This is a genomic window from Pseudomonas sp. B34(2017), assembly GCF_002112915.1.
In the GTDB taxonomy this organism is placed as follows: Bacteria; Pseudomonadota; Gammaproteobacteria; order Pseudomonadales; family Pseudomonadaceae; genus Aquipseudomonas; species Aquipseudomonas pharyngis.
On record NZ_NEJA01000005.1, the window covers coordinates 117,412 to 141,413 of the forward strand.

Consider the following 24,002-nt stretch of genomic DNA (forward strand, 5'->3'; position numbering starts at 1 on the left):
GAACACTCCCTTGCGATGCTGCCCCGCGCCGAACAGAAACAACAGACCCGCAACGCCCTGATGGACGCTGCCCGCCACCTGATGGAAAGCGGCCGAGGATTCGGCAGCCTGAGCCTGCGTGAAGTGACGAAAACCGCCGGCATCGTGCCCACCGGTTTCTACCGGCATTTCGCCGACATGGACGAACTCGGCCTGGTGCTGGTCAGTGAAGTCGGCCAGACCTTCCGCGAAACCATCCGCCTGGTACGCCACAACGAATTTGTCATGGGCGGCATCATCGATGCGTCGGTGCGAATCTTTCTCGATGTGGTCAGCGCCAACCGTTCGCAATTCCTGTTTTTGGCCCGCGAGCAGTACGGCGGATCGTTGCCGGTGCGTCAGGCCATCGGCCGCTTGCGTGAAGACATCAGCTCCGACCTGGCGGCGGACCTGGCCCTGATGCCCAAGCTTCAGCATCTGAATCGCGATGGCCTGAGCGTGATGGCCGACCTGATCGTCAAATCGGTGTTCGCCACCCTGCCGGACATCATCGACCCGCCGGCCGAAGCCCTGCCGGAGCATCTGACGCCCCAGGCGAAGATCACCCAGCAGTTGCGCTTTATCTTCATCGGGCTGAAGCACTGGCAAGGGCTCGGCAGTACCGAGTGAGAAAGCAAAAAATCGCAGCCTTGAGCTGCGATTTTTTTTGCGCCGCAAATTGGTGCATGTAAAAAACTTCATGCACCAAAACATCTCACAATCCTGCAACATCTTGAAACATCCACTACGCTCCGACAGGGTTTTCCTACATCTCGTCCGATTGGCAAGCCCCTTGCTCTAGCCTGAGCATTGTCCACTGCTGGAAGCTTTCCGATGCTGGTGATTCATCGCAGAATCGACCCTCAACCCGTCTGGGCCGCCGAGTTGCACCTGACCTTCGAAGCCAGGAGCAAAAGCCGCTTGCGCTGTTTCAGTGCCGAAGGCGAGGACGTCGGACTGTTTCTGGAGCGCGGTCAGCCGCCGCTGTATGACGGTGAGTGCCTGCAAGCCGAAGATGGCCGGATCGTCCGGGTCTGCGCCCGCCCCGAACAATTGCTGCACGTCACCTGCGCCAATGCTTTCGAACTGACCCGCGCCGCCTATCATCTGGGCAACCGCCATGTTGCGCTGCAAGTCGGTGACGGCTGGCTGCGGCTGCTTGACGATTACGTGCTCAAGGCGATGCTCGAACAGCTCGGCGCCGCCGTGGAATCGATCGAAGCCCCGTTCCAGCCGGAACACGGCGCCTACGGTGGCGGCCATCATCATTCGCGGCACGGCGACGAAGACTTCAACTACGCGCCGAAACTCCATCAGTTCGGCGTCCGTTTGTGAACCCGGCCTGGGCGCTGCTGCGCCTGGCCAGTCCGCAATTGCCGATTGGCGGCTACAGCTATTCCCAGGGCCTGGAAATGGCGGTGGATAACGGCCGCGTCGACAGCCCGGACAGCGCCCGCCGCTGGATCAGCGATCAATTGCTGCTCAACCTCGCGCGGTTCGAGGCGCCCATGTTGCTCGCCCATTGCCAGGCCGCGGCGGACGAACACTGGGATGAATTGCGCAAGCTCTGCGAAAGCCATCGCGCCAGCCGCGAAACCCGTGAGCTGCATCTGGAGAGCCGGCAGATGGGCTACTCGTTGCAGCAATTGCTCAACGGCTTGCCCGAGCTCGATCAGCCAGCGCGGGACTTTCTCGAACATTGCGCCGAGCCGCACCTGGCCCTGTGCTGGGCCTTGGCGGCTCGCGCCTGGCAGATCAGCCCGCAGGACGCCCTCGCCGCGTGGCTGTGGAGCTGGCTGGAAAACCAGCTCGCGGTGCTGATGAAAACCTTGCCGCTGGGCCAGCAAGCCGCCCAGCGCCTGACCAGCGAACTGCTGCCGCTGCTGCAACAGGCGCAGCAGGACGCCACCCGAATCAACCCCGAACACCTCGGCAGCGCCGCGTTCGGTCTGTCCCTGGCGTGCATGGCCCATGAGCGCCAGTACAGCCGCCTGTTCCGTTCCTAGGGCCTTTTATCTGGAGAATCACATGAACACACAACCCCTGCGCGTCGGCATCGGCGGCCCGGTCGGTTCCGGCAAGACCGCGTTGACCCTGGCCCTGTGCCTGGCCCTGCGCGAGCGCTACAACCTGGCTGTAGTCACGAACGACATCTATACCCGCGAAGACGCCGACTTTCTGGTGCGCAACGAAGCGCTGGCGCCGGAACGCATCATCGGCGTGGAAACCGGTGGCTGCCCGCACACCGCCATTCGTGAGGACGCCTCGATCAACCTCGAAGCGGTGGATCAACTGAACCGCCGCTTTCCCGGGCTGGACCTGATTCTGGTGGAGTCCGGCGGCGACAACCTGTCCGCGACCTTCAGCCCGGAACTGTCCGACCTGACCATCTACGTGATCGACGTGTCGGCCGGCGACAAACTGCCGCGCAAGGGCGGGCCCGGCATTTGCAAATCCGACCTGCTGGTGATCAACAAGATCGACCTTGCGCCGCTGGTCGGCGCCTCGCTGGAGATGATGAACAGCGACACCCAACGCATGCGCAACGGCAAGCCGTTCGTGTTCAGCAACCAGAAAACCGGTCAGGGCCTGGAAGACATCATCGCCTTCATCGAACGCCAGGGCCTGCTGACCGCAGCCTGATTCACTGATCAACAAGGAAGCTTATCCATGACACTCAAACGCATTCTCGGCGCTGTCGCGCTGCTGCTGACTCCGGCCCTGGCCTTCGCCCACCCTGGCCACGGCGACTCTGGCCTGGTGGCCGGCATCAGCCACCCGATCGGCGGTCTCGACCATTTGCTGGCAATGCTGGCCGTCGGCCTGTGGGCCGCGCAGCAGCAAGGCGCCGCACGCTGGGCGCTGCCATGCACCTTTGTCGGCACCATGCTGATCGGTGGCCTGCTCGGCTTTGAAGGGCTGGAATTGCCGGCGCTGGAAAGCGGGATTGCCGCCTCGGTGCTGGCGCTGGGTCTGGCGGTGGCGCTGGCGGTGCGCCCGCCACTGGTGATGGCGGTGGCGGCGACGGCGCTGTTTGCGCTGTTCCACGGCGTGGCTCACGGCCTCGAGTTGCCGGACATGTCGAGCCCTTGGGCGTATGCCGCAGGGTTCGTGGTCGCGACGGCTGCGCTGCATGCGGCGGGTTATGCGGTCGTGCGTTTTCTGCCTCAGGCGGCCGCGCCGCTGGTTCGACTGGCCGGAGCCGCTTCGGCGGTGACGGGCGCGTGGTTGCTGGCCGGCTGAACTGCACCTCTGATCGTTCCCGCGCATGGCGCGGGAACGATCGATCGCCACTCTCTGCTACCATGTCGCGCAATCGCCCCTGCCGTGACGACGTCCGCCCATGCCCCACGCTTCCCGCTCCACCTCCCTGCCTGAACTGACCGCCCTGTTCGGCGAAGTGCAACAGCACTTTCTGAACGTGATCGTGCCCCTCTGGCAAGGACCGGGCTGGAACGCCGACATGGCGTTGCCTTACGAGGCGCTGGACGGCGCACATCAGCCGCTGCCACCGCAGCGCTATCGGGCCATGGCCTGCGCACGGCAGCTGTACCTGTTTTCCAGCCTGATCGGGGTTGTGGATAACGCCGAAATCCGCGCGGCTGCACTGTTCCGTTCCCTGCAACGGCACTTCCACGATGCCGAGCACGGCGGCTGGTTCTACAGCATCGATCCGCAGGGCAAACCGCTGGATCAGCGCAAGGACCTCTACACCCACGCCTTTATCCTGTTTGCCTGCGCCCACTACTGGGAAAAATCCCGCGAGCCCTTGGTGGAATCGACGCTCAACGCCGCGCTGGAAGTGATCGGCCGGCGCTTCGCAACGGGTGACGGCCTCTACGAAGCCTGCCTTGATCGCGACTGGATCACGCTGGAAACCGGCCCGCTGCAAAACCCGCTGATGCACTTGGCCGAGGCCTTCCTGGCCACGCTGGCCGTGCGCGAAGATCCCCAGACCCAGCAGGCGCTGAGCGAGTTATGCACAGCCATGCACAAGCGCTTCATCGAACCGCAACAGGGCGTGCTGATGGAAAAACCGCTGGGTGCTGTGGATAACTGGTTTGAGCCGGGGCATCAGTTCGAATGGTATTTCCTGCTCGAATCCTCACCGCTGCTGCGCGGGTCGAAGCTGCACGCGGCACTGGATCGTGCGTTTGCCTTCACCGAACAACAGGGCGTCGAGGCCGACACCGGTGCGGTGCTGGCCATGCTTGATCCGCAAGGACACGGGAAGGATTCGACCCAGCGCATCTGGGCCCAGGCCGAGTACCTGCGCGCCCTGACCTTGCGTCCGGGCAGTGAAAGCGCGGTGCTGCGCCAGTTGCAGGCGCTGCAACAGCGCTTCCTGCACGCCGGCGGCTGGCACGAATGCCGTGACGATCAGGGCGAGGTCAGCCGCAAGGACATGCCGTCGACCACGCCGTATCACCTGGCGACCTGCTATCGCGGCATTGCCGTCTATCTGAGCTGACAGCTGTGGCGAGGGAGCAGGCTCCCTCGCCGCAAACATCAGGCAATCCACTTCCGGTCGCCAGTGAAGCTGATGGTCAGCCAGCGCGCCGCATCCGGTTTGCCCAGCTTCGCGGAAATCTCCTCACGTAGCACGTCCAGCTGACCGACGCTCTGCAGCCGGTAGTCTGCTGGCAACACCACATGAATCTCGATAAACCGCGCCCGCCCGTGCTTCTGCACGTAGGACACGTAGTCGTCGAAACCATGCTCGGCCTTGGCCGCGTCCATCACCTGACGCACCTGATCGTCCAGCGTGTCCGGCGCAATGCCGAGCACGTCCCGCAGCGCCGGGCCGAGGATCTTGAAGGCCGGCGGCAGCATGGTCAGGGCCAGCACGATCAGGATCAGCGGGTCGACAAATTTCGCCCACTCGCCGTAACCCTGGGACTGGAGCAACAGCGCCGCGAGGAAACTGATCAGCAGGCCCACCGACAGCATCGCGTCCACCAGCCAACTGATGTTGTCGAACTGGATCAGGCTCGACTTGAGCGTGCGATTGCGGTGGCGCACATAGAAGAAGTAGGCGAACTCGACAACGGTGAACACCGCCGCGTAGATGATCACCAGCCCCAGTTCGATCTCACGACCGCCATTGATGATGCCGAACACACCGTTGAGAAACGCGTAGATCGCGATCAGCAACAGGAAACTGCCCTCGATCAGCAGCACCATCGGCTCCAGGTGCCAGAAGCCGAACTGGAAGCGCTGGTTGCTTTGCTTGGCGATCAGCTTCGCGGTGATCAGCATCAGGACTTTGATGAAGGTGGCAATCAGCGAAAAAAAGCCATCGAACAGGATGGACTGGGAACCCGAAACAAAACCGGTGACGATCCCGGCGATCGACACGGCCAACATCAGGATGGTCGATTGTTTGAGCAGCGACTGCTCACCTCGGTTACTCACTTTGACTCCTCGAAAACCTTGAAAACCGCAGGGTGCGGTGGGGTTGCTGAGGAGTGAGTCTACCTTACTGCCAGAATTTGGCCGATTTGCCCTCTTCGCCAGCAGACTGGCGAAGGGGGCAAAATCGTATCAAGCCTTGTTACGCTCGATGGCAAAACCGGCCCAGGTCTGGCTCACCGGCATCAGCTCCAGGCTGTTGATGTTGATGTGCGCCGGCGCGTTCAGCACCCAGAAGATGGTCTCGGCGATGTCCTGCGGCTGGATCGGCTCGGCACCGGCGTAGGTGGCGTCGTAACGCGCCTGATCGCCGGCGAAACGCACCAGCGAGAACTCGCTCTCGCACAGGCCCGGCTCGATGTTGCTGACGCGCACACCGGTGCCCTGCAGGTCGCAGCGCAGGTTCAGCGAGAACTGTTTGACGAAGGCCTTGGTCGCGCCATAAACGTGGCTGCCCGGGTACGGATAGTTACCGGCGATGGAGCCGAGGTTGATGATGCCGGCGCCACGACCGTGGGCGATCAGCCGAGGCAGCAACAGGCGAGTGCTGTACATCAGGCCTTTGACGTTGGTGTCGACCATGGTGTCCCAGTCGTCGAGGTCGCACTTCGGCGCAGGGTCCACGCCCAGCGCCAGCCCGGCGTTGTTGATCAGGCCACGCAGTTTGGCGAACGATGGCGGCAGGTTGGCAATCGCCTCCTCCATCGCCTTGCGATCACGCACGTCCAGCACCAGGCCATGCACTTCGGTTTGCTTCGACAGTTCGGCGCACAGCGCGTTGAGGCGTTCTTCACGACGACCGGTCAGCACCAGTTTCCAGCCGGCCTCGGCAAAACGACGGGCACAGGCTTCACCAAAACCGGAGGTCGCGCCGGTGATAAACAGGGTGTTGGACATCGTGTTCTCCTTGCTTCGGCCGCCGGGGCAGCCATTGGAATAGAAAATCAGCGGGCAGCATGCCCGGCCCTGCTTTAACCGGCAACCACCGAATCCTGCTCATTAATTGATCAATGGCCGCTACGCCATATGCGCCGTGGCCTGGAGCCATGTGCACGCACGTTATCCACAAGCCCTTCCACAGTTTCCGGGGGCAAGTGGAAAAGCGCAAAGCCGCGCCACACAAGGCTTTGCGAGCGATTCAGAAAGTTTTTTGCTTGACCCTGAACAACCAGTTGTGCCGGGCAGGGCATTTTGCACGACCGGCCGGTCATGCCCATGATTGCGCGAGGCCAGCAATTACGGCCCTCAGCCGAGTCTTTCCAGAGTTTAATCACAGACTTATCCACAGGATTAACCACAACGATCTGCACCTTTTTGTACCCCTATAAAAAGGTTGACAAACAGGCCTTCCCCTCAGCAAAAACATACTGATCAAAAAACAATCACACCTCTGCAAGCCACGGTTTAAAAGGCTTTCAGCGAGCTACACCCACGTTATTCACAGCCAGCTCCACAGCAAACGGGGACAAGTCAAAACTGTGGAAAAACAGCCATTTGCAGCGTCTATATGTCGCGCTTTGGCAGGTTGGCGATTTTGTTTTCCACAATTTCCCGAACGTGTCTGTCTTCGGTGAACAGTCGGGCGCAAAAAAGCCCCGACACTCACGCATCGGGGCTTGTGGACAACTTCAAACGATCAGTGACCGCCGAGGTAAGCGTTACGCACCTCCTCGTTCACCAGCAGTTCCTGGCCGGTTCCCGTCAGGCGGATCTCGCCATTGACCATCACGTATGCCCGGTCGGACAGCTTCAACGCATGGTTGGCGTTCTGTTCGACGAGGAAAATGGTCATGCCGGTCTTCGCCAGTTCCCGCAGGGTGGCGAAGATCTGTTTGACCACGATCGGCGCCAGCCCCAGGCTCGGCTCATCCAGCAGCAACAGCTTGGGCCGGCTCATCAACGCCCGGGCGATGGCGAGCATCTGCTGCTCGCCGCCGGACATGGTCATGGCCCGCTGATTACGGCGCTCCTCGAGCCGCGGGAACAGCTCGAACATGCGCTGCATGTCTTCCTTGGCGAACTTGTCGCCGATCGGAATGGTGCCCATCAGCAGGTTTTCCTCGACGGTCATGTCGGGGAACACCCGCCGCCCTTCCGGCGATTGCGCGATGCCGTTGGAGGCGATGTAGTGCGATGACTTGTGGGTAATGTCCACGCCCTGATACAGGATCTGCCCGCCCGCCGCCCGAGGCTGGCCGAAGATCGACATCAGCAGCGTGGATTTGCCGGCACCGTTGGAGCCGATCAGGCTGACGGTTTCCCCTTCGTTGATCTGCAGCGAAACGCCTTTGAGGGCCTGGATCGGGCCGTAGAACACGTCCAGATCCTTGAGTTCGAGGATGGGTTGCGTCATACGACTTCCTCTTCATCGGCGCCCAGGTAAGCGGCGATCACTTTCGGATCGTTACGAATGGCATCCGGTCCGCCCTCGGCGATGACGATGCCGTGGTCCAGCACCACGATGTGATCGGAAATGCTCATTACCATGCCCATGTCGTGTTCGATCAGCACCACGGTCAGATCGTGCTCGTCGCGCAGCAGCCGGATCATCGCGCTCAGCGCTTCGGTTTCCTGAGGGTTGAGGCCGGCGGCCGGTTCGTCGAGGCAGATGATCTGCGGCCGCGTGCACATGGCCCGGGCGATCTCCAGACGCCGTTGCTGGCCGTAGGAAAGCTCACCGGCCAGACGGTTGGCGCAGTCCACCAGATCCACCACTTCCAGCCAGTAGAACGCGCAGTCCAGCGCATCACTTTCGGCCTTGCGATAGCCCTTGGTGTTGAGGATGCCGGCCAGCATGTTGCGGTTGACCCACATGTGCTGGGCCACCAGCAGGTTCTCCAGCACCGACATTTCCTTGAACAGGCGAATGTTCTGGAACGTCCGGGCCAGGCCCGCGCGGTTCACCAGGTGGGTGCCGCCGAACATCTTGTAATACAGACGGCTGGCAAAGTTTTTCGGCGAGACGAAGTCGGTCGGTTTGAACGACTCGCCCAGCAGCTGGATGACGTTGGTCTGCCGGCCGCGCACGTTGAGTTCGATCTTGCCGCCGGAGGCCTTGTAGAACCCGGTCAGGCAGTTGAACACCGTGGTCTTGCCGGCGCCGTTGGGGCCGATCAGGGCGAAGATCGAGTTGCGTTTGACCTTCAGGCTGACATCGCTCAAGGCCTTGATGCCACCGAAATGCATCATCAGTTTTTCAACAGAGAGTACGACTTCACTCATGGCGCAGTCCTCTCATAGTGAATGGCACCTTTGCGTGGAGTGACCCCGGTACGGCTGATGCGGATCAGCCCGCGAGGTCGCCAGATCATCATCAACACCATCAGGATCCCGAACAGCAGCACGCGGTATTCGGCGAAGCCGCGCAGCAGTTCCGGAGCAACCGTCAGCACGAACGCTGCAATCACCACACCGATGGTCGAGCCCATGCCACCGAGCACAACGATGGCGAGGATCAGCGCCGATTCGAAGAAGGTGAACGAGGTCGGGTTGACGAAACCTTGATAGGTGGCGAAGAACACACCCGCCAGACCTGCCGTCGACGCACCGATGGTGAACGCCGAGAGCTTGACCAGCACGTGGTTGAGGCCCATCGAGCGGCAGGCGATCTCGTCTTCACGCAGGGCTTCCCAGGCGCGGCCGACCGGCATCTTCACCAGGCGATGCTTGATGTACAGCACGGCCAGTACCACCAGGAACAGCACCGCATAGATGAAGTAGTACTTCACGTCCGGGTTGTAGGCGATGCCGAAGAACTCGTGGAACGGCACCCCGCCATCCTTCGCCCGCTTGCCGAACTCCAGACCGAAGAAGGTCGGCAGTGGCGCCGGCATACCGTTCGGGCCGCCGGTCAGGGACAGCCAGTTGTTGAGCACCAGACGAATGATTTCACCGAAGCCCAGGGTCACGATCGCCAGGTAGTCGCCGTGCAGACGCAGCACCGGGAAACCGAGGATGCAACCGGCAAGGCCAGCAGTGATCGCCGCCAGTGGCAGCACGGTCCAGAAGCCCAGGCCGAGGTACTGATACCCGAGCGCCAGACCATAGGCGCCGATGGCGTAGAACGCCACGTAACCCAGGTCGAGCAGGCCGGCCAGGCCTACCACGATGTTCAGTCCCAGCCCCAGCAGCACGTAGATCAAACCAAGGATGACCACGCCCAGCAGGTAGGAGTTGGAGAAGAACGGCAACGCCACGGCGATGGCGATCATCAGCGGGATGATCCAGCGCAGGCGCGATTTGTAGTCCGGGGCCAGCACATGTACGCCGGAACCGGTGCTCTCGAATCCGTCGAGAATGCGCAGGCCTTTCGGGGTTTGCAGGAACAGACTGAGGGCAAAGCGGCCGGCCATGACGATGGCAATGATCCATGCCACGCGGGTCGGTTCGAGGTTGAAGCTGTAGCCGTCGAGTACGACGCCGACGATCGGCCCGAACACAATCAGGGCGATCAGACCGGCGAGAATCGCCTCAACCAGGCTTTTTTTGACATCAATGGATTTTGTAGTGGTTGAAGACATCGCTTACACCTTCGACACAAGAGGACGGCCCAGCAGGCCCTGAGGCCGGAAGACCAGAACAAGTACGAGCAGCGAGAAGCTGAACACGTCTTTGTAGTCGGAGTTGACCAGGCCCGAGAACAGCGACTCGGAGATCCCGAGGATGATCCCGCCGAGCATGGCGCCAGGCAGCGAACCGATCCCGCCCAGTACTGCCGCGGTAAATGCCTTGATGCCGATGATGAAGCCGGCATAGAAGTCGAAGGTGCCGTAGTTCATGGTGATCAGCACGCCGGCCAACGCCGCCATGGCCGCACCGATGATGAACACGTAAGAAATCACCCGGTCGGTGTTGATGCCGAGGATCGAAGCCATCTTGCGGTCCTGCTGGGTCGCACGGCACATGCGCCCGAGCTTGGTGTACTTGATGACGTAGGTCAGCAGGCCCATGCCGACGAATGCGGCCACCAGGATGAAGACTTTGGTGTAGGTCAGTTGCACGAAGCCGGTACCGACTTCGACACGCCATGCACCGGTCAGCAGGGTGGGAACGCCCTGTTGTTTGGCGCCTTGGGCGATCTGTGCGTAGTTCTGCAGAATCAGAGAGATGCCGATGGCGCTGATCAACGGTGCCAGTCGGGTGGAGTTGCGCAGGGGTTTGTAAGCGACTCGCTCGATGACCCAGCCATACACCGCCGTGATCACGATGGTGAATACCAGGGTGCCGAGCATCAGCAGCGGGAAGGATTCAATACCGAAGTAAGCCAGCAGAGCCAGACTGATTGCCGCCAGGTAAGCAGAAATCATGTAAACCTCGCCGTGGGCGAAGTTGATCATGCCGATGATGCCGTAGACCATTGTGTAGCCGATGGCGATCAGGCCATAGACCGACCCGAGGGTCAGGCCGTTGACCAGTTGCTGCAGGAAAATACCATCCATAACGCAATCTCACGCAGTGAGAACCTGCACACCCTGAGGCGCGCGGTTCTTCTAGGAAAAATACAGATTTACGTCGGAGCAATGTCAGACAGGAAACCGCAGCCCCCTTGTGGGAGCTGGCTTGCCAGCGATAGCGGTAGAACATTCAACAAAGTTGTCGACTGTCAGGCCGTCATCGCGGGCAAGCCCGCTCCCACAGGGAATGTGGCTTCCGGTTGATCAGGTGCCGTTATTTCTGTTTTTCCAGCTGGTGATATTTGCCGTCCTTGTCCCACTGGTAGACCACGTAGTCGGAGACCTTCAGGTCGCCTTTGGAGTCCCAGGTCTTCTCGCCCATGACGGTCTTGACCGGGTTTTTCTTCAGCCAGGCAGCGGCCTCCTCGCCCTTGTTCGACTTGGCGCCGTTGAAGGCGGCGGCCAGGGCCTGAACCGATGCATAGGCGTACAGGGTGTAGCCTTCAGGCTCGGTGCCAGCCTTGCGGAATGCATCTACCACGGTCTTGCTGTCTGGCAGCAGGCGTGGGTCGGCACCGAAGGTCATCAGCACGCCGTCGACGAATTGCGGGCCACCGGCAGTGGTCACCAGTTCGTCGGTCACGATGCCGTCATCTGACATGAACTTGACGTCTTTCAGGCCTTGTTCACGCAGTTGGCGAACCAGCGGGCCGGCTTCCGGGTGCAAGCCACCGAAGTAGACGACATCGGCGCCGGCGCCACGGATCTTGGTGACGATGGTGCTGAAGTCTTTCTCGCCACGGGTCAGGCCTTCGTACAACACTGGCTTCACGCCGCGTTTTTCCAGCTGAGCCTTGGTCGCGTCGGCCAGGCCCTGACCGTAGGTGTCCTTGTCGTGCAGCACGACGACTTTCTTGCCCTTGAGCACGTCGACGATGTAGTCGCCGGCGACGATGCCTTGCTGGTCGTCACGGCCGCACATACGGAACATGGCGCTCAGGCCGCGCTCGGTCACTTGCGGGTTGGTGGAGCCCGGCGTGATGGCGATGATGCCGGCTTCGTCGTAGATCTCGGACGCAGGAATGGTCGAGGACGAGCAGAAGTGGCCGACCACACCGGCGACTTTCTGGTTGGTGAGATCCTTGGCGACCGTCACCGCCTGTTTCGGCTCGCAAGCGTCATCGCCCTTGACCAGGACGATCTTCTCCCCGTTGACGCCGCCCGCCGCGTTGACCGCGTCGGCCGCCGCTTGTGCCCCTTTCATGTATTGCTCGCCAAATGCCGCGTTGGCGCCCGTCATCGGACCCGCCACACCGATTTTCACATCAGCTTGTGCAAACGCAGAAACACCCAGCGCAGTAGCCACTGCGAGGGCCAGAAAGCCTTTCTTGTAAAACGTCTGGGACATGAGGTGGTGCTCCAAGGTTTTTTTTAGTTGGCACTGCGACTTCACTTGAATGCTCAGAGCAAGGGCCGTGCCATCGGTTTTTTATTCTTCAAAAAGTCGCTGCTTTCTTGTTATTTCGACTGTTTCGTTCCCATTTTCATTGGGCGTGCAACCGTCTAAACCGCGGAAGGTGAAACCATTTGTTTTTTCAGGCGCAACCCGCACGCGCCATCATTGCAACCGCGGCGCCAAACGACGTGCAACCAGCCTGTAACAGCCCGCGTCACCGAACTGCACACTGCTGGTGCGGGACTGCTACAACCCGCACCATTACAGGCTAGTCGCTACATCGAAAAGCGCCGCTTCCGGCAACATATTTCAACACTCAGATGACGATCCGCAGGCACTGGCCCGCGTGATACAGCGAGAACCCGGCCTCGTACAGACAACTGCGCAAACCCACCCCTGCCAGCGGCTGCATCGGTGCGAAGGGAATCGGCAATGCCTGAGGATTTCCGTTACACAGGTAATCGGCGAAGGCCTTGCCGACCACGGTGCCGGTAGTCACCCCACGGCCGTTGTAACCGGTGACGGCCACCAGTCCCGGCGCCGGTTCGAACAGGCGCATCAAATGATCAGGGGTGAACGCGATGCGCCCGGTCCAGGTGCATTCCCACTCCACGGGTTTCAGATTGGGGAAGTAATGCTGCTGCACCCGGTCGGCCCAGGCCTTGAGGAACCAGGTCGGTTTCTGATTGCCGTTGCCGAGGCTGCCCAGCAACAAACGCCCGTCCTTGTCGCGGCGGATGCTGCTCAGCACCTGGCGGGTATCCCACGAGCCCTGCCCGCCCGGGAGAATTTCCTGGGCAGCGTCTTCGGTGAGCGGCACCGAAGCGACCTGATAGTAGTAACCGGGGAAGAAATTGCGCTTGAGTTCGGTCCAGTCGCCTTCGGTGTAGGCGTTGGAGGCGATCACCACTTGTTCGGCCAGCACCGAACCCTGCTCGGTCTGCACCGACCATTTCTGCCCTTGCCGTTCAAGACGCGCGACCGGCGAGTGATCGAACATCTGCCCGCCAAGGCTGATGACAGCGTTGGCCAGGCCGGTAACGTAGGCCATCGGATTGAGCGTACCGGCGCGCCGGTCTAGCAACGCGGCGGCAATCTTCTGCGTGCCGGTCGCCTGTTCACAGGCCTTGCCGGTCAACAGTTCGACCGGTGCACCGCGGCGTTTCCACTGTTCTTCGCGACTGCGCAGATCAGCCTCACCCTTGGCGTTGTGCGCCATGTGCAGGGTGCCTTCGCGGCGCAACTGGCAATCGATGTTGTATTTATCCACAAGGCTGAACACCAGCGCCGGCGCCGCACCGAGCATGCGGTTGAGCTGACTGCCGACCGCCTCGCCGAATCCCGCCTCGATCTCGTCCGGTGGAATCCACATCCCGGCGTTGACCAGCCCGACGTTGCGCCCGGAGCCGCCATGCCCGGCGCGATGGGCTTCGAGCACGCAGACACTTTTGCCTTTCTCCAGCAGATGCAGCGCCGCCGACAGCCCGGTAAACCCGGCGCCGATCACGCAGACATCAACCTTGACCTCGCCCCTGAGCGCCGTGTTATCCGGGCGTTGCGGCGTAAGCTTTTCCCACAGACATTCTTCGCGTAACGGCATTGCCAGACTCCAACAGAAACCTGCCAAACACACCTAAGAGATCGTTCCCACGCTCTGCGTGGGAACGCAGTCAGGGACGCTCTGCGTCCCGAAAGCGAACGCGGAGCGTTCGGTGCAGCATTCCCACGCAGAGCGTGGGAACGATCAATAGCTTTGAGAAAACTGTCAGTCGAAGGTAATGCCCTGCGCCAGCGGCAATTCCAGCGAGTAGTTCACGGTATTGGTCTGCCGACGCATGTACGCGCGCCACGCATCCGAGCCCGACTCACGACCGCCGCCCGTTTCTTTCTCACCGCCGAACGCGCCGCCGATTTCCGCGCCGCTCGGGCCGATGTTGACGTTGGCGATGCCGCAGTCGCTGCCGACCGCCGACATGAATTTCTCGGCCTCGCGCACATCGGTGGTGAAGATGCACGACGACAACCCTTGCGGCACGGCATTGTTCAGGCGCAGCGCCTCTTCGAAATCGCTGTAACCGACCACGTACAGGATCGGTGCGAAAGTCTCGCTGCACACCACGTCGCTCTGCTCCGGCATTTCAACGATGGCCGGCGACACGTAATAGGCATTCGGGAATTGATCTTCGAGCTGGCGCTTGCCGCCGAACACCCGGCCGCCCTCGCTCAGCGCCTGCTCCAGCGCGTCCTGCATGTTTTCGAAGCTGTGCTTGTCGATCAGCGGGCCGATCAGGTTACCTTCCAGCGGGTGACCGATACGGACCTTGGAGTACGCGGCTTTGAGGCGGGTGACGATTTCTTCCTTCACCGACTCATGGGCAATCAGGCGACGCAAGGTAGTGCAACGCTGACCGGCGGTGCCGACGGCGCTGAACAGGATAGCGCGCACGGCCATGTCCAGATCGGCGCTCGGGCCGAGGATCATCGCGTTGTTGCCGCCCAGTTCGAGAATGCTGCGAGCGAAGCGTGCGGCAACTTTCGGCGCCACTTCGCGGCCCATGCGGGTGCTACCGGTGGCGCTGATCAGCGCGACACGCGGGTCATCCACCAGCGCTTCGCCGGCATCGCGGCCGCCGATGATCACCTGGCTCAGGTGCGCCGGGGCATCGCTGAAGTTCTTCAGTACGCGCTCGAACAGCGCCTGACAGGCCAGCGCGGTCAGCGGGGTTTTCTCCGACGGCTTCCATACCACCGGGTTTCCGCAGACCAGCGCCAGCGTGGTGTTCCATGCCCACACCGCGACCGGGAAGTTGAACGCACTGATCACGCCGACCACGCCCAGCGGGTGCCAGGTTTCACGCATGTGGTGGCCCGGACGCTCGGAGGCGATGGTCAAGCCGTACAACTGGCGGGACAGGCCGACGGCGAAATCGCAGATGTCGATCATCTCCTGCACTTCACCGAGGCCTTCCTGGGTGATCTTGCCCGCTTCCCAGGACACCAGCTCACCGAGTTCGGTCTTGTATTCACGCAGCACTTCGCCGAACTGACGCACCAGTTCGCCACGACGCGGGGCCGGCACCTTGCGCCAATGTTCGAACGCATGATCTGCGCGACTGATGTGCTGCTCGACTTCGGCCGGGCCTTCCCAGTTCACGGCGCCGATGCGGCTGCCGTCGATGGGCGAATGCACCGGCACTTTGCCGTTCTGGTACAGGGCCGGGTTCACACCTAGACGATCAAGCAATGCGGCAACCATGGGTCACTCCTCAAGCAAAAAACTGAATGTGTGCGGGCGCGTTTTCACGACCGGGCAGACCTTTAGTTGTAGCGTCAGGAAGGCTGTGCAACAAACGACCTTTACGCGAGATATCATTCCGTTTATTCATGCTGCGCAGAAAGACAAGAAAAGGATCGCCCATGCTGAACAAACGCCACTTGCCGTCGATCACCGCGTTGCAGTGCTTCGAGGCCGTGACCCGGCACCTGAGTTTCACCCGGGCCGCCGAGGAACTGAACCTGACCCAGAGCGCCGTCAGCAAGCAGGTGGCGCAGCTCGAAGAATTGTTACAGCACTTGTTGTTTCGCCGGGTGCGCCGCCGTTTGCAGATGACCCCGGCCGGCGATCTGTATCTGGTGGAAGTCAGAAAAATCCTGACCCAGGTCGAGATGTCGACCCATTACCTGCGTTCCTACGGCGGCGAAACCGAAGTCCTGCGGGTCTCCACGCCCTCGACCTTCGGCGCTCGCTGGCTGGTGCCGCGCCTCAAGGGCTGGCGTCTGCGTCATCCGTCGATCCATCTGGACCTGTGCAACGAGCAGGAGGCCGATGACTTGCTGCAAGGGCGCAGCGACCTGGCGTTCTATTTCGGCCAGGGTTCACGCCCCGGCACCGAATGCCTGAAGCTGTTCGGCGAAGAACTGGTACCGGTCTGCGCGCCGAGTAGCCTGCCGGACATTCCGTTGACTGATCCAACGCAACTCACCGATCTGGTCCTGCTGCAGAATGCTTCGCGCCCGCAAGCGTGGCACGACTGGTTCGACAGCCAGGGCTATCAGACCGAACACAGCTACCACGGCCCGCGCTTCGAAACCTTTTATATGTGCATCCGCGCCGCGCAGGTCGGTTGCGGCGTCGCCCTGCTGCCGAGGTTTCTGGTGGAAGAGGAGTTGGCCGACGGCAAACTGGTCATTCCCTGGCAGCATGCGATGCCCAGCACCGACGCCTATTACCTGGCCTATCCGGAACACGCGGCAGAAGTGCCCAAGGTGCGGGATTTCGTGAAGTGGATGCTGGAGCAGATCGATAGTACTAATGCCGACTGACCTGAGTGAAAACGCGTTGTATTGCGCCGGCTCGGCGAATCGTCACGCAATTACAAACAGGCCATCAACAAACTTGGTTTGAGTGAGTCGCGCGCGCAGGTCGTCATCGATAACCGGATCATCAACGTCATAAAGTCGCACCCGGCGATAAGCATCGATCCGATTGATTTCCTGCCCCAGATACTCCCAAACGACTCGCGAACAAGCCGGAGCCCGATGGTCAGCGGCGGACACACCCATTTTCAGACCGTTGAGCCGTGTGATGCAGCTTTTGAAGCTTGGTATGAGAATAGTTTGGCTGATCTCGTTCGAGGTCAGTGACTCGTAGTCGATAAGAAACAGGCGATCTCTGAGGTAGTAAGCGAACCCGATGTATCGATACCTTTCAAACTCACCTTCGGCACCCGCAATCTGTAAGCACTCGTTTCGCTCATAGACGATGTCTGATCCATCTTCACAGACGTGCACCAGCGAGCACAGAATCGAGCCAGGCTCCGTCATAGCGTGATAGTACTCATAGTAGTAACCAGTGTGCGCCTTGAGCTCCGGCGAGGAGTGTTGACGCAGGTGTCCAAGCATTCTCTGCGGTGCAGTTTGTTCTTCGACTGTGCCGGGTTTCCTAGACCTCATGCCGATCAGTGTGATGAATTGCTCTGTCGGAAGGGCTATTTCAAACGCCTCGACCCCAAAAAAATCGCAGATTCTTTTCAAGTTGAAAGCTGTAGGTACACTATTCCCACACAGATACTTATTGAATTGCCCGCGATTAATTCGAATCTTCCTACAGACTTCCGCGACAGATCTGTAGTGACTGCACAGAAGTCTTAAGTTAGCTGGAAGAAACTCCCACATAAATATCCTTGAAACAGTTTTAGAAGACGCAACCATAGCAGCAACTCGCATCACTTTTAAGCAACTTGCGAAATTGCGGCCTGCGAAATATGGCTGGATATTACGAGCCCTGAAAGGTTTCAGGACTTGACCAGCTAATAAAAAACGCCAGCACTTTCAATAGCAAGGAGCTTTGAATGCTAGACATCATCAACGACTTTCTTTCGGGAAAGGTTTTGATCCCTGTAGTCCTTGGACTGGGTAGCTATTTCACCATCCGATCAAGGTTTGTCCAGTTCAGATATTTCCTGCACATGTTTACCGTTTTACAGGGCAGTTGGCGCAGCGGCAGTCGCCATCTGAGTTCGCTTCAGGCATTGACCCTCAGCCTCGCCGGGCGGGTGGGCACGGGCAACATCGTCGGGGTAGGGATTGCAGTGAGCATGGGAGGACCCGGCGCCGTGTTCTGGATGTGGATGACAGCCTTGCTCGGCATGTCGAGTAGCTTCTTCGAATGCACACTGGGCCAACTCTACAAACGTAGCGATGGGAATGGCCTGTTTCGAGGCGGCCCCTCTTGGTACATCGAGCACGGTCTGGACAAACGCTGGCTCGGAACAATTGCAGCGCTTCTACTGCTAGTGACGTTTGGATTTGCAATCAATGGTCTCGAATCGCATGCAGTCTCACATTCGCTGAAAGACGCTTTCGGTCTGGCGCCCATGTGGTCAGGACTCACAATGTCCCTGCTGCTCGGGGCAGTTTTTATGGGTGGGATAAAACGAATAGCTGCCGTAGCCGACTTGTTGGTGCCGTTGAAGGTTCTCGCTTACGTCGGCGTGACGAGTTACGTGATCGTGCTGCAGTTCGATCAGGTTCCACCAATGCTGATGACTATCATCCAAAGCGCGTTCGGTCTGGATCAGGCCTTTGGTGGATTGGTCGGCAGCGCAATAGTCATGGGTGTGAGACGCGGTGTGTTTTCCAATGAAGCGGGGCTGGGCAGCGCTCCCAATGTTGCTGCCGTGGCGAAAACCGACCATCCCGTGGCACAGGGCGTGGTGCAGGCATTCAGCGTATTCATCGACACGTTCGTGATTTGTACGTGCACGGCATTACTCATTTTGCTTTCGGGTTTCTACGCGCCTGGATTTGAGGGCGACGGTGTTGCGTTGGCACAAAACTCGTTGGCAGCCGTGGTCGGTGAATGGGGGCGAATGTTCATCAGTGTGGTGCTGGCGCTGTTCGTCTTCACGGCGATGCTCTACAACTATTACCTCGGGGAAAACAGCCTTCGGTTCATGTTTGGCGAGCCTCGAAAAACGCTGTTCTTCTACCGATCGCTGGTATTGGTTTTGGTGTTATGGGGGGCGGTAGAGGATCTTTCGACCGTGCTTGCTTTCGCCGACATCACCATGACGTTGCTGGCGCTGGTCAACCTTGTAGCCATGGCACTGCTGTTTAAAGTTTGTCTTCGGATCTTGCGAGATTACGACGAGCAGCGTCGTATCGGAATCAAGACGCCCATTTTCGACTCCAGCAAGTTTCTTGATCTTGATCTCGACCCATTGGCCTGGCCGCCGCGACCAAGAAAACTACAAACAATAAATCGCAGTTCGTCATCGGTAACCAACGAAGTAACTACATGATCAGTTTAAACAATTAAGCCGAGTGCTGAGCCATTCGACCCCGCAATGGCTCAGCAAACCAATATATAAGAACCTCATCAAATCGACTTGAAGAAGAAAAAACTCTTCTACTCATTAAGCCAAAAACAATTATCAGGACGCCCCCGATGAATCGTTATTTCCCACTTAAAGCCAATGCGACCAACAGTCCAACTTACTTGATAGATACACACTCCGCACCCGGCCAGCTGTTCGAAGATGCCTGCTTCAGAATCCGCGCTGCTGTCAGCCTTCTGGAGACCCTGACATCCGTAACCATCAAGGACATCAATGACTCAGATCTGTACCGACTGATACTTCCCGTTTATGTATTACTTCAAGATGGCGTTGACACACTCGACCAGGTTTCCTTCAAGGGAGACTTCACTCATGGCTGAGAAAGCAACCTATGCAATGCTCAGGGCAGCAATGATCAAAGCGGTTGAAACCAACCTCATCCCTAGGCATTCGCGTCTCGCAGAGTACATAAAAAGTTGGGAACGACTTGAGCTGGTCATTCAAGCCTCCCTCGATGTGTATCCCGAACAAAAAGCGGCTGCAGGAAAAAAAAAGCAAAAGCCGTCAAAAACAAAAGCAGGCCACCGAACAAAAAATCGCTAGCAATCTTCATCCAGGATATGCGCCACTAGCGCCATTGATTGATACCGCGCCAACGCGCGGCCCGCCTGGAGACCCCGTTATGAGCGAGAGTGTGTTTGCCGATCGCATCGTGCAGAACCTGCTCGACACCGACTTCTACAAACTGACGATGATGCAGGCGGTGCTGCACAACTACCCCAACGTCGAAGTCGAATGGGAGTTCCGTTGCCGTAACAGTGAGGATCTGCGCCCTTATTTGGCGGAGATCCGCTTCCAGGTCGAGCGTCTGGCCGAGTTGAGCCTGAGCGCCGATCAGTTGAGTTTCCTGGAGCGCATCTCGTTCCTCAAGCCGGATTTCCTGCGGTTCCTCGGTCTGTTCCGTTTCAACCTGCGCTACCTGCACACCGGCATCGAGAACGGCGAGTTGTTCATCCGCCTGCGCGGGCCGTGGCTGCACGTGATTCTGTTTGAAGTGCCGCTGCTGGCGATCGTCAGCGAAGTGCGCAACCGCTATCGCTACCGTGAAACGCTGCTGGAACAGGCCCGCGAACAGCTGTATCGCAAGTTCGACTGGCTGACCGCCAATGCCTCGGCCGAAGAGTTGTCGCAGCTGCAGGTCGCCGATTTCGGCACGCGCCGGCGGTTTTCCTACCGTGTGCAGGAAGAAGTGGTGAACGTGCTCAAGCACGATTTCCCCGGGCGTTTCGTCGGCACCAGCAACGTGCACCTGTCCCGCGAGCTGGACATGAAACCGCTGGGCACCATGGCCCACGAATGGATCATGGCCCACCAGCAACTCGGCCCGCGACTGATCGACAGCCAGATCGCCGCCCTCGATTGCTGGGTTCGCGAGTATCGCGGCCTGCTGGGGATCGCCCTGACCGACTGCATCACCACCGACGCGTTCCTCGGCGACTTCGATCTGTTCTTTGCCAAGCTGTTCGACGGTTTGCGCCATGATTCCGGGGATCCGGTGCAGTGGGGCGAAAAATGCATCGCCCACTATCACAAGCTCGGCATCGACCCTATGAGCAAGACGTTGGTGTTCTCCGACAGCCTGACCCTGCCCAAGTCGCTGGAGATCTTCCGGGCCCTGCGCGGCCGGATCAACGTCAGCTTCGGCATCGGCACCAACCTGACCTGTGACATTCCGGATGTCGAACCGATGAGCATCGTGCTTAAAATGACCGCCTGCAACGGCCAACCGGTGGCGAAGATCTCCGACGAGCCGGGCAAGACCCACTGCAAAGACCCGAATTTCGTCGCCTACTTGCGACACGTTTTCCAGGTTCCTGCCGTTTCCAGCCTTTCCAGCAAGGAGTGAATTCATGCAAGCCGTACAGCGTGAGATTGCTGAACAGCTCAACGTTCAGCCGCCGTTCGCCGATCACCAGGCCCTCGAAGCGGAAGTCGCCCGCCGCATCACCTTCATCCAGGATTGCCTGACCAGTTCCGGACTCAAGACCCTGGTGCTGGGCATCAGCGGCGGCGTCGATTCGCTGACTGCCGGCCTTTTGGCCCAGCGCGCCATGCGAGAGCTGCGCGAGCGCACCGGTGACGAGGCCTACAAGTTCATCGCCGTGCGCCTGCCGTACGACGTGCAGTTCGATGAACACGATGCCCAGGCCTCGGTGGACTTCATCGCCCCGGACGAGCGCCACACCGTCAACATCGGCCCGGCGGTCAAATCCCTGGCCAGCGAAGTCGCAGCCTTCGAAGGCAAGCACGCGGTGTCGATGGATTTCGTGCTCGGCAACACCAAGGCGCGGATGCGCATGGTCGCCCAGTACACCATCGCCGGCGCGGCCCATGGCTTGGTGATCGGCACCGACCACGCGGCGGAAGCGGTGATGGGATTCTTCACCAAGTTCGGTGACGGCGCCTGCGACCTGGCCCCGCTCAGCGGTCTGGTGAAAAACCAGGTCCGGGCCATCGCCCGCAGCTTCGGCGCACCGGAATCGCTGGTGGAAAAAGTGCCGACCGCGGATCTGGAGGACCTGTCGCCGGGCAAACCGGACGAGGCGTCCCACGGTGTGACCTACGCCGAAATCGACGCTTTCCTGCATGGCGAGCCGGTGCGTCAGGAGGCGTTCGACATCATCGTCAACACCTACAAAAAGACTCATCACAAGCGGGTCATGCCGTTTGCGCCTTGATTCCGAGGCATAAAAAAAGCGTCCTTCCGGACGCTTTTTTTGACCTTGTGTTGCTTACTTCAGGGTCACGGTGCCTTTCATCATCGAGATGTGGCCCGGGAACGAGCAGAAGAAGCCGTACTTCTCATCAACCTTGAGCTTGGACACGTCGAAGGTCACCGAATCGGTTTCCTTGGCGCCGATGATCTTGGTGTGAGCGATGACGCGCTCGTCACCGTCCTTGAGGTAGTTCTTGTCGATGCCGGCGGCCAGGCCGTCGGTGGCGATCGGCTGCATGTCGGCTTCTTTGCTGATCACCAGGTTATGGCCCATGACGTTCTTCGGCAGGCTGCCGGAGTGGGTCAGCTCGACGGTGAAGGTCTTGCAGCTCTTGTCGATTTCGATGGCCTTGGTGTTGAAGGACATCTGGTCGGTGGAATCAACGGTGGTTTTGCACTCGGCAGCCATCAATTGGCTGCTGGCCAGCGCCAGCAGGGATACCGCAACAACTTTGGAAAACATGGTGAATCTCCAAGGCAGGGTTAACAAAACACGAATGGTTGGAAGACTGCCTGAAATCTTCGCAAGTTCCTATGACTTGAGTCAAAAATTGTATACAACTTTCAGGCTATGACACTCATCGAAACAATCTAACAGCCAGACGTATGGCCGGGTCGTATCTTCAGGGCTCAACACTCATCTGGAGCATCCGTCATGTCCTTCAACAGCCTGTTGTGCAGTCTGCTCGCTGCTTACGCCTGTGGCGCCAGCGGCACCTGTGAAACCCCGAAACGCGAAGTCTAGCCCTTGGATCAAGGCGTGCCAGCCATTACCCTGTGACCGATTGACCCAGGAGGAAGGCATGTCTCTCACATCCGTTTGTGTATTTTGCGGTGCCAACGCCGGCACCACCCCGGCGTACACCGAAGCCGCCATTGCCCTCGGCACAGCTATTGCCGAGCGTAAGCTGACGCTGGTCTACGGCGGTGGCGCCGTCGGCCTGATGGGGATTGTCGCCGACGCCGCGCTGGCGGCCGGTGGCGAAGTGATCGGCATCATCCCGCAGAGCCTGATGGACAAGGAAATCGGTCACAAGAGCCTGACGCGTCTGGAAGTGGTCGACGGCATGCACGCGCGCAAGGCGCGGATGGCCGAACTCAGCGATGCGTTCATTGCCCTGCCAGGTGGCCTTGGCACCCTGGAGGAGCTGTTCGAAGTCTGGACCTGGGGCCAGCTCGGCTATCACGGCAAGCCACTGGGCCTGCTCGAGGTGAACGGTTTCTACAGCAAACTCACTGCATTTCTCGATCACATCGTCGGCGAAGGCTTCGTTCGCGCGCCGCACCGTGACATGCTGCAAGTGAGTGAATCGCCGCAAACGCTGCTCGAAGCCCTCGACAACTGGAAGCCCACCGTCACCCCAAAATGGGTCGACCAGAAACCCGGTTAACCGCCGGGCACCGATACAGGGCAGAATACGCGCCGCTCAACCTCACCTTCGACCCCAGAGGATCGCCCATGGCCAAACCCAATTACTCCTTCGCCAAACGTCAACGTGACCTGGCCAAGGAACAGAAGAAAGAGGAAAAGCTTCAGCGCAAGAAACAGATGGCTGAAGAAGCGGCACTGAACCCTGACGGTGAAGTGGCGACTGAAGATGATGATGTTGAGACACCGAAAGACCCGGCGCCCGACGCCTGAGCCACATCGGGCTTGATGATCGAATCAGGCTCCATTGATCCGTGACGGGGCTGGCGGCTTCACCGCCGGCCCTTACAGACCCAGCGCTTTGGCAATCGACTCGCGATAGCCCCCCGGCAGGTTAACCGGCAGTTGTGCCGGGTCGAACAGGCCAATCTTCTTGTGCTCGTGACTGATGGTCGGCTTGAACTCGCCCAGCAGCTGGCAGCGATAGGTCGAGATAAAGACATGCTTGCCCGGGATGACTTCAAACAGGTAGGAGTCCACCGGCGTCCTCACTGCCACGTTCACGTCCAGCTCTTCTGCAATTTCCCGAGCCAGACATTCCTGCGCCGTTTCACCCAACTCAATCCGTCCCCCGGGTAATTCCCATTCGTCACGCTCGTTGAGCATCAGCACAACCTTACCTTCCGGGTTTTGCAGAACACCTTTGATTGAAACCGGAAACATTGGAAATCCCTCATCA

26 protein-coding genes are annotated in these 24,002 nt (G+C 59.7%); 14 read left to right on the plus strand and 12 right to left on the minus strand.

Annotated elements, in window-relative coordinates; translation table 11 throughout:
* The first annotated feature begins 15 nt into the window (after positions 1–15).
* The 6 genes from CAF80_RS17160 (at position 16) to CAF80_RS17185 (ending at position 4,489) form a co-directional block, all read left to right on the plus strand.
* A complete protein-coding gene (locus CAF80_RS17160; protein ID WP_039766718.1) occupies positions 16–648 on the plus strand; it encodes a TetR family transcriptional regulator in 633 nt (210 codons plus the stop codon).
* A 204-nt stretch (positions 649–852) separates the two neighbouring features.
* Positions 853–1,353, plus strand: coding sequence for an urease accessory protein UreE (gene ureE, locus CAF80_RS17165; protein WP_007950631.1), 501 nt, complete (start codon positions 853–855; stop codon positions 1,351–1,353).
* Positions 1,350–2,024, plus strand: a complete 675-nt coding sequence (locus tag CAF80_RS17170; protein WP_039766717.1) for an urease accessory protein UreF — start codon at positions 1,350–1,352, stop codon at positions 2,022–2,024. Before ureE ends, CAF80_RS17170 begins: the two co-directional genes overlap by 4 nt.
* Positions 2,025–2,046: 22 nt before the next feature.
* Entirely contained in the window at positions 2,047–2,661 is a 615-nt protein-coding gene (ureG, locus tag CAF80_RS17175) for an urease accessory protein UreG (RefSeq protein WP_007950645.1), read from the plus strand.
* A 27-nt stretch (positions 2,662–2,688) separates the two neighbouring features.
* A complete protein-coding gene (locus CAF80_RS17180; protein WP_074689651.1) occupies positions 2,689–3,261 on the plus strand; it encodes a HupE/UreJ family protein in 573 nt (190 codons plus the stop codon).
* Between the two features lie 100 nt (positions 3,262–3,361).
* On the plus strand, positions 3,362–4,489 hold the full coding sequence (locus CAF80_RS17185; protein ID WP_074689650.1) for an AGE family epimerase/isomerase: 1,128 nt from the start codon (positions 3,362–3,364) through the stop codon (positions 4,487–4,489).
* Positions 4,490–4,527: 38 nt separating this feature from the next.
* Here the strand turns inward: CAF80_RS17185 and CAF80_RS17190 are convergent, their stop codons facing one another.
* The 9 genes from CAF80_RS17190 to CAF80_RS17235 form a co-directional block, all read right to left on the minus strand.
* Entirely contained in the window at positions 4,528–5,433 is a 906-nt protein-coding gene (locus tag CAF80_RS17190; protein ID WP_085667732.1) for a cation diffusion facilitator family transporter, read from the minus strand.
* 129 nt (positions 5,434–5,562) lie between these two features.
* Positions 5,563–6,327, minus strand: a complete 765-nt coding sequence (locus tag CAF80_RS17195; protein WP_011332209.1) for an SDR family oxidoreductase — start codon at positions 6,325–6,327, stop codon at positions 5,563–5,565.
* Positions 6,328–7,066: 739 nt separating this feature from the next.
* Entirely contained in the window at positions 7,067–7,783 is a 717-nt protein-coding gene (locus CAF80_RS17205) for an ABC transporter ATP-binding protein (protein WP_074689649.1), read from the minus strand.
* Complete coding sequence (locus CAF80_RS17210) at positions 7,780–8,652, minus strand: ATP-binding cassette domain-containing protein (RefSeq protein ID WP_064593137.1); 873 nt, start codon at positions 8,650–8,652, stop codon at positions 7,780–7,782. Before CAF80_RS17210 ends, CAF80_RS17205 begins: the two co-directional genes overlap by 4 nt.
* Positions 8,649–9,950 carry a high-affinity branched-chain amino acid ABC transporter permease LivM gene (gene livM / locus CAF80_RS17215; RefSeq protein ID WP_039766706.1) on the minus strand — a complete coding sequence of 434 codons (1,302 nt, stop codon included), beginning with the start codon at positions 9,948–9,950 and terminating at the stop codon, positions 8,649–8,651. Before livM ends, CAF80_RS17210 begins: the two co-directional genes overlap by 4 nt.
* A gap of 3 nt (positions 9,951–9,953) precedes the next feature.
* Positions 9,954–10,868: a branched-chain amino acid ABC transporter permease gene (locus CAF80_RS17220; protein ID WP_039766704.1), complete on the minus strand. Its 915-nt coding sequence runs from the start codon at positions 10,866–10,868 to the stop codon at positions 9,954–9,956.
* 229 nt (positions 10,869–11,097) lie between these two features.
* Positions 11,098–12,231, minus strand: a complete 1,134-nt coding sequence (locus tag CAF80_RS17225) for an ABC transporter substrate-binding protein (RefSeq protein WP_011332206.1) — start codon at positions 12,229–12,231, stop codon at positions 11,098–11,100.
* Between the two features lie 364 nt (positions 12,232–12,595).
* A complete protein-coding gene (locus tag CAF80_RS17230) occupies positions 12,596–13,879 on the minus strand; it encodes an FAD-binding oxidoreductase (protein ID WP_039766701.1) in 1,284 nt (427 codons plus the stop codon).
* Positions 13,880–14,044: 165 nt separating this feature from the next.
* The gene (locus CAF80_RS17235; RefSeq protein ID WP_064379117.1) at positions 14,045–15,535 is read right to left on the minus strand and encodes an aldehyde dehydrogenase family protein; all 1,491 of its coding nucleotides are present in this window, start codon (positions 15,533–15,535) and stop codon (positions 14,045–14,047) included.
* A gap of 161 nt (positions 15,536–15,696) precedes the next feature.
* Between CAF80_RS17235 and CAF80_RS17240 the strand changes: the two genes are divergently transcribed.
* The gene (locus CAF80_RS17240; RefSeq protein WP_074689648.1) at positions 15,697–16,602 is read left to right on the plus strand and encodes a LysR family transcriptional regulator; all 906 of its coding nucleotides are present in this window, start codon (positions 15,697–15,699) and stop codon (positions 16,600–16,602) included.
* 42 nt (positions 16,603–16,644) lie between these two features.
* Here the strand turns inward: CAF80_RS17240 and CAF80_RS17245 are convergent, their stop codons facing one another.
* Positions 16,645–17,454, minus strand: a complete 810-nt coding sequence (locus CAF80_RS17245; protein WP_074689647.1) for a helix-turn-helix transcriptional regulator — start codon at positions 17,452–17,454, stop codon at positions 16,645–16,647.
* Positions 17,455–17,630: 176 nt separating this feature from the next.
* Here CAF80_RS17245 and CAF80_RS17250 point away from each other — a divergent pair, with 176 nt between their 5' ends.
* The 5 genes from CAF80_RS17250 (at position 17,631) to nadE (ending at position 21,856) form a co-directional block, all read left to right on the plus strand.
* Entirely contained in the window at positions 17,631–19,082 is a 1,452-nt protein-coding gene (locus CAF80_RS17250; RefSeq protein ID WP_074689646.1) for a sodium:alanine symporter family protein, read from the plus strand.
* Between the two features lie 146 nt (positions 19,083–19,228).
* Positions 19,229–19,498 (plus strand): hypothetical protein, encoded by a 270-nt coding sequence (locus tag CAF80_RS17255; RefSeq protein WP_074689645.1) that lies wholly within the window; start codon positions 19,229–19,231, stop codon positions 19,496–19,498.
* Complete coding sequence (locus CAF80_RS17260; protein ID WP_085667731.1) at positions 19,491–19,721, plus strand: hypothetical protein; 231 nt, start codon at positions 19,491–19,493, stop codon at positions 19,719–19,721. The genes CAF80_RS17255 and CAF80_RS17260 overlap by 8 nt, the downstream gene beginning before the upstream one ends.
* Before the next feature lie 79 nt (positions 19,722–19,800).
* Complete coding sequence (gene pncB, locus CAF80_RS17265) at positions 19,801–21,024, plus strand: nicotinate phosphoribosyltransferase (RefSeq protein ID WP_085667730.1); 1,224 nt, start codon at positions 19,801–19,803, stop codon at positions 21,022–21,024.
* A 4-nt stretch (positions 21,025–21,028) separates the two neighbouring features.
* A complete protein-coding gene (gene nadE, locus CAF80_RS17270) occupies positions 21,029–21,856 on the plus strand; it encodes an ammonia-dependent NAD(+) synthetase (protein ID WP_074689643.1) in 828 nt (275 codons plus the stop codon).
* Between the two features lie 54 nt (positions 21,857–21,910).
* On the opposite strand, the gene azu is transcribed toward nadE, so the two are convergent.
* Positions 21,911–22,357: an azurin gene (gene azu / locus CAF80_RS17275; protein WP_074689642.1), complete on the minus strand. Its 447-nt coding sequence runs from the start codon at positions 22,355–22,357 to the stop codon at positions 21,911–21,913.
* A 340-nt stretch (positions 22,358–22,697) separates the two neighbouring features.
* On the opposite strand from azu, the gene CAF80_RS17280 reads away from it, so the two are divergent.
* Together CAF80_RS17280 and CAF80_RS17285 are read left to right on the plus strand one after the other, a co-directional pair.
* Positions 22,698–23,285 carry a TIGR00730 family Rossman fold protein gene (locus tag CAF80_RS17280; RefSeq protein WP_039766689.1) on the plus strand — a complete coding sequence of 196 codons (588 nt, stop codon included), beginning with the start codon at positions 22,698–22,700 and terminating at the stop codon, positions 23,283–23,285.
* Positions 23,286–23,353: 68 nt separating this feature from the next.
* On the plus strand, positions 23,354–23,536 hold the full coding sequence (locus CAF80_RS17285; RefSeq protein ID WP_064593122.1) for a hypothetical protein: 183 nt from the start codon (positions 23,354–23,356) through the stop codon (positions 23,534–23,536).
* A gap of 72 nt (positions 23,537–23,608) precedes the next feature.
* Here the strand turns inward: CAF80_RS17285 and CAF80_RS17290 are convergent, their stop codons facing one another.
* On the minus strand, positions 23,609–23,986 hold the full coding sequence (locus CAF80_RS17290) for an NUDIX domain-containing protein (RefSeq protein WP_085667729.1): 378 nt from the start codon (positions 23,984–23,986) through the stop codon (positions 23,609–23,611).
* Positions 23,987–24,002: the final 16 nt, after the last annotated feature.

Bases quoted from the DNA above. Each gene is read 5' to 3' on its own strand.
- CAF80_RS17160 (WP_039766718.1), top strand. From the start codon at position 16: ATGCTGCCCCGCGCCGAACAGAAACAACAGACCCGCAACGCCCTGATG.
- ureE (WP_007950631.1), top strand. From the start codon at position 853: ATGCTGGTGATTCATCGCAGAATCGACCCTCAACCCGTCTGGGCCGCC.
- ureG (WP_007950645.1), top strand. From the start codon at position 2,047: ATGAACACACAACCCCTGCGCGTCGGCATCGGCGGCCCGGTCGGTTCC.
- CAF80_RS17180 (WP_074689651.1), top strand. From the start codon at position 2,689: ATGACACTCAAACGCATTCTCGGCGCTGTCGCGCTGCTGCTGACTCCG.
- CAF80_RS17185 (WP_074689650.1), top strand. From the start codon at position 3,362: ATGCCCCACGCTTCCCGCTCCACCTCCCTGCCTGAACTGACCGCCCTG.
- CAF80_RS17195 (WP_011332209.1), bottom strand. From the start codon at position 6,327: ATGTCCAACACCCTGTTTATCACCGGCGCGACCTCCGGTTTTGGTGAA.
- CAF80_RS17205 (WP_074689649.1), bottom strand. From the start codon at position 7,783: ATGACGCAACCCATCCTCGAACTCAAGGATCTGGACGTGTTCTACGGC.
- CAF80_RS17210 (WP_064593137.1), bottom strand. From the start codon at position 8,652: ATGAGTGAAGTCGTACTCTCTGTTGAAAAACTGATGATGCATTTCGGT.
- livM (WP_039766706.1), bottom strand. From the start codon at position 9,950: ATGTCTTCAACCACTACAAAATCCATTGATGTCAAAAAAAGCCTGGTT.
- CAF80_RS17220 (WP_039766704.1), bottom strand. From the start codon at position 10,868: ATGGATGGTATTTTCCTGCAGCAACTGGTCAACGGCCTGACCCTCGGG.
- CAF80_RS17225 (WP_011332206.1), bottom strand. From the start codon at position 12,231: ATGTCCCAGACGTTTTACAAGAAAGGCTTTCTGGCCCTCGCAGTGGCT.
- CAF80_RS17230 (WP_039766701.1), bottom strand. From the start codon at position 13,879: ATGCCGTTACGCGAAGAATGTCTGTGGGAAAAGCTTACGCCGCAACGC.
- CAF80_RS17235 (WP_064379117.1), bottom strand. From the start codon at position 15,535: ATGGTTGCCGCATTGCTTGATCGTCTAGGTGTGAACCCGGCCCTGTAC.
- CAF80_RS17240 (WP_074689648.1), top strand. From the start codon at position 15,697: ATGCTGAACAAACGCCACTTGCCGTCGATCACCGCGTTGCAGTGCTTC.
- CAF80_RS17245 (WP_074689647.1), bottom strand. From the start codon at position 17,454: ATGTGGGAGTTTCTTCCAGCTAACTTAAGACTTCTGTGCAGTCACTAC.
- CAF80_RS17250 (WP_074689646.1), top strand. From the start codon at position 17,631: ATGCTAGACATCATCAACGACTTTCTTTCGGGAAAGGTTTTGATCCCT.
- CAF80_RS17255 (WP_074689645.1), top strand. From the start codon at position 19,229: ATGAATCGTTATTTCCCACTTAAAGCCAATGCGACCAACAGTCCAACT.
- CAF80_RS17260 (WP_085667731.1), top strand. From the start codon at position 19,491: ATGGCTGAGAAAGCAACCTATGCAATGCTCAGGGCAGCAATGATCAAA.
- pncB (WP_085667730.1), top strand. From the start codon at position 19,801: ATGAGCGAGAGTGTGTTTGCCGATCGCATCGTGCAGAACCTGCTCGAC.
- nadE (WP_074689643.1), top strand. From the start codon at position 21,029: ATGCAAGCCGTACAGCGTGAGATTGCTGAACAGCTCAACGTTCAGCCG.
- azu (WP_074689642.1), bottom strand. From the start codon at position 22,357: ATGTTTTCCAAAGTTGTTGCGGTATCCCTGCTGGCGCTGGCCAGCAGC.
- CAF80_RS17280 (WP_039766689.1), top strand. From the start codon at position 22,698: ATGTCTCTCACATCCGTTTGTGTATTTTGCGGTGCCAACGCCGGCACC.
- CAF80_RS17285 (WP_064593122.1), top strand. From the start codon at position 23,354: ATGGCCAAACCCAATTACTCCTTCGCCAAACGTCAACGTGACCTGGCC.
- CAF80_RS17290 (WP_085667729.1), bottom strand. From the start codon at position 23,986: ATGTTTCCGGTTTCAATCAAAGGTGTTCTGCAAAACCCGGAAGGTAAG.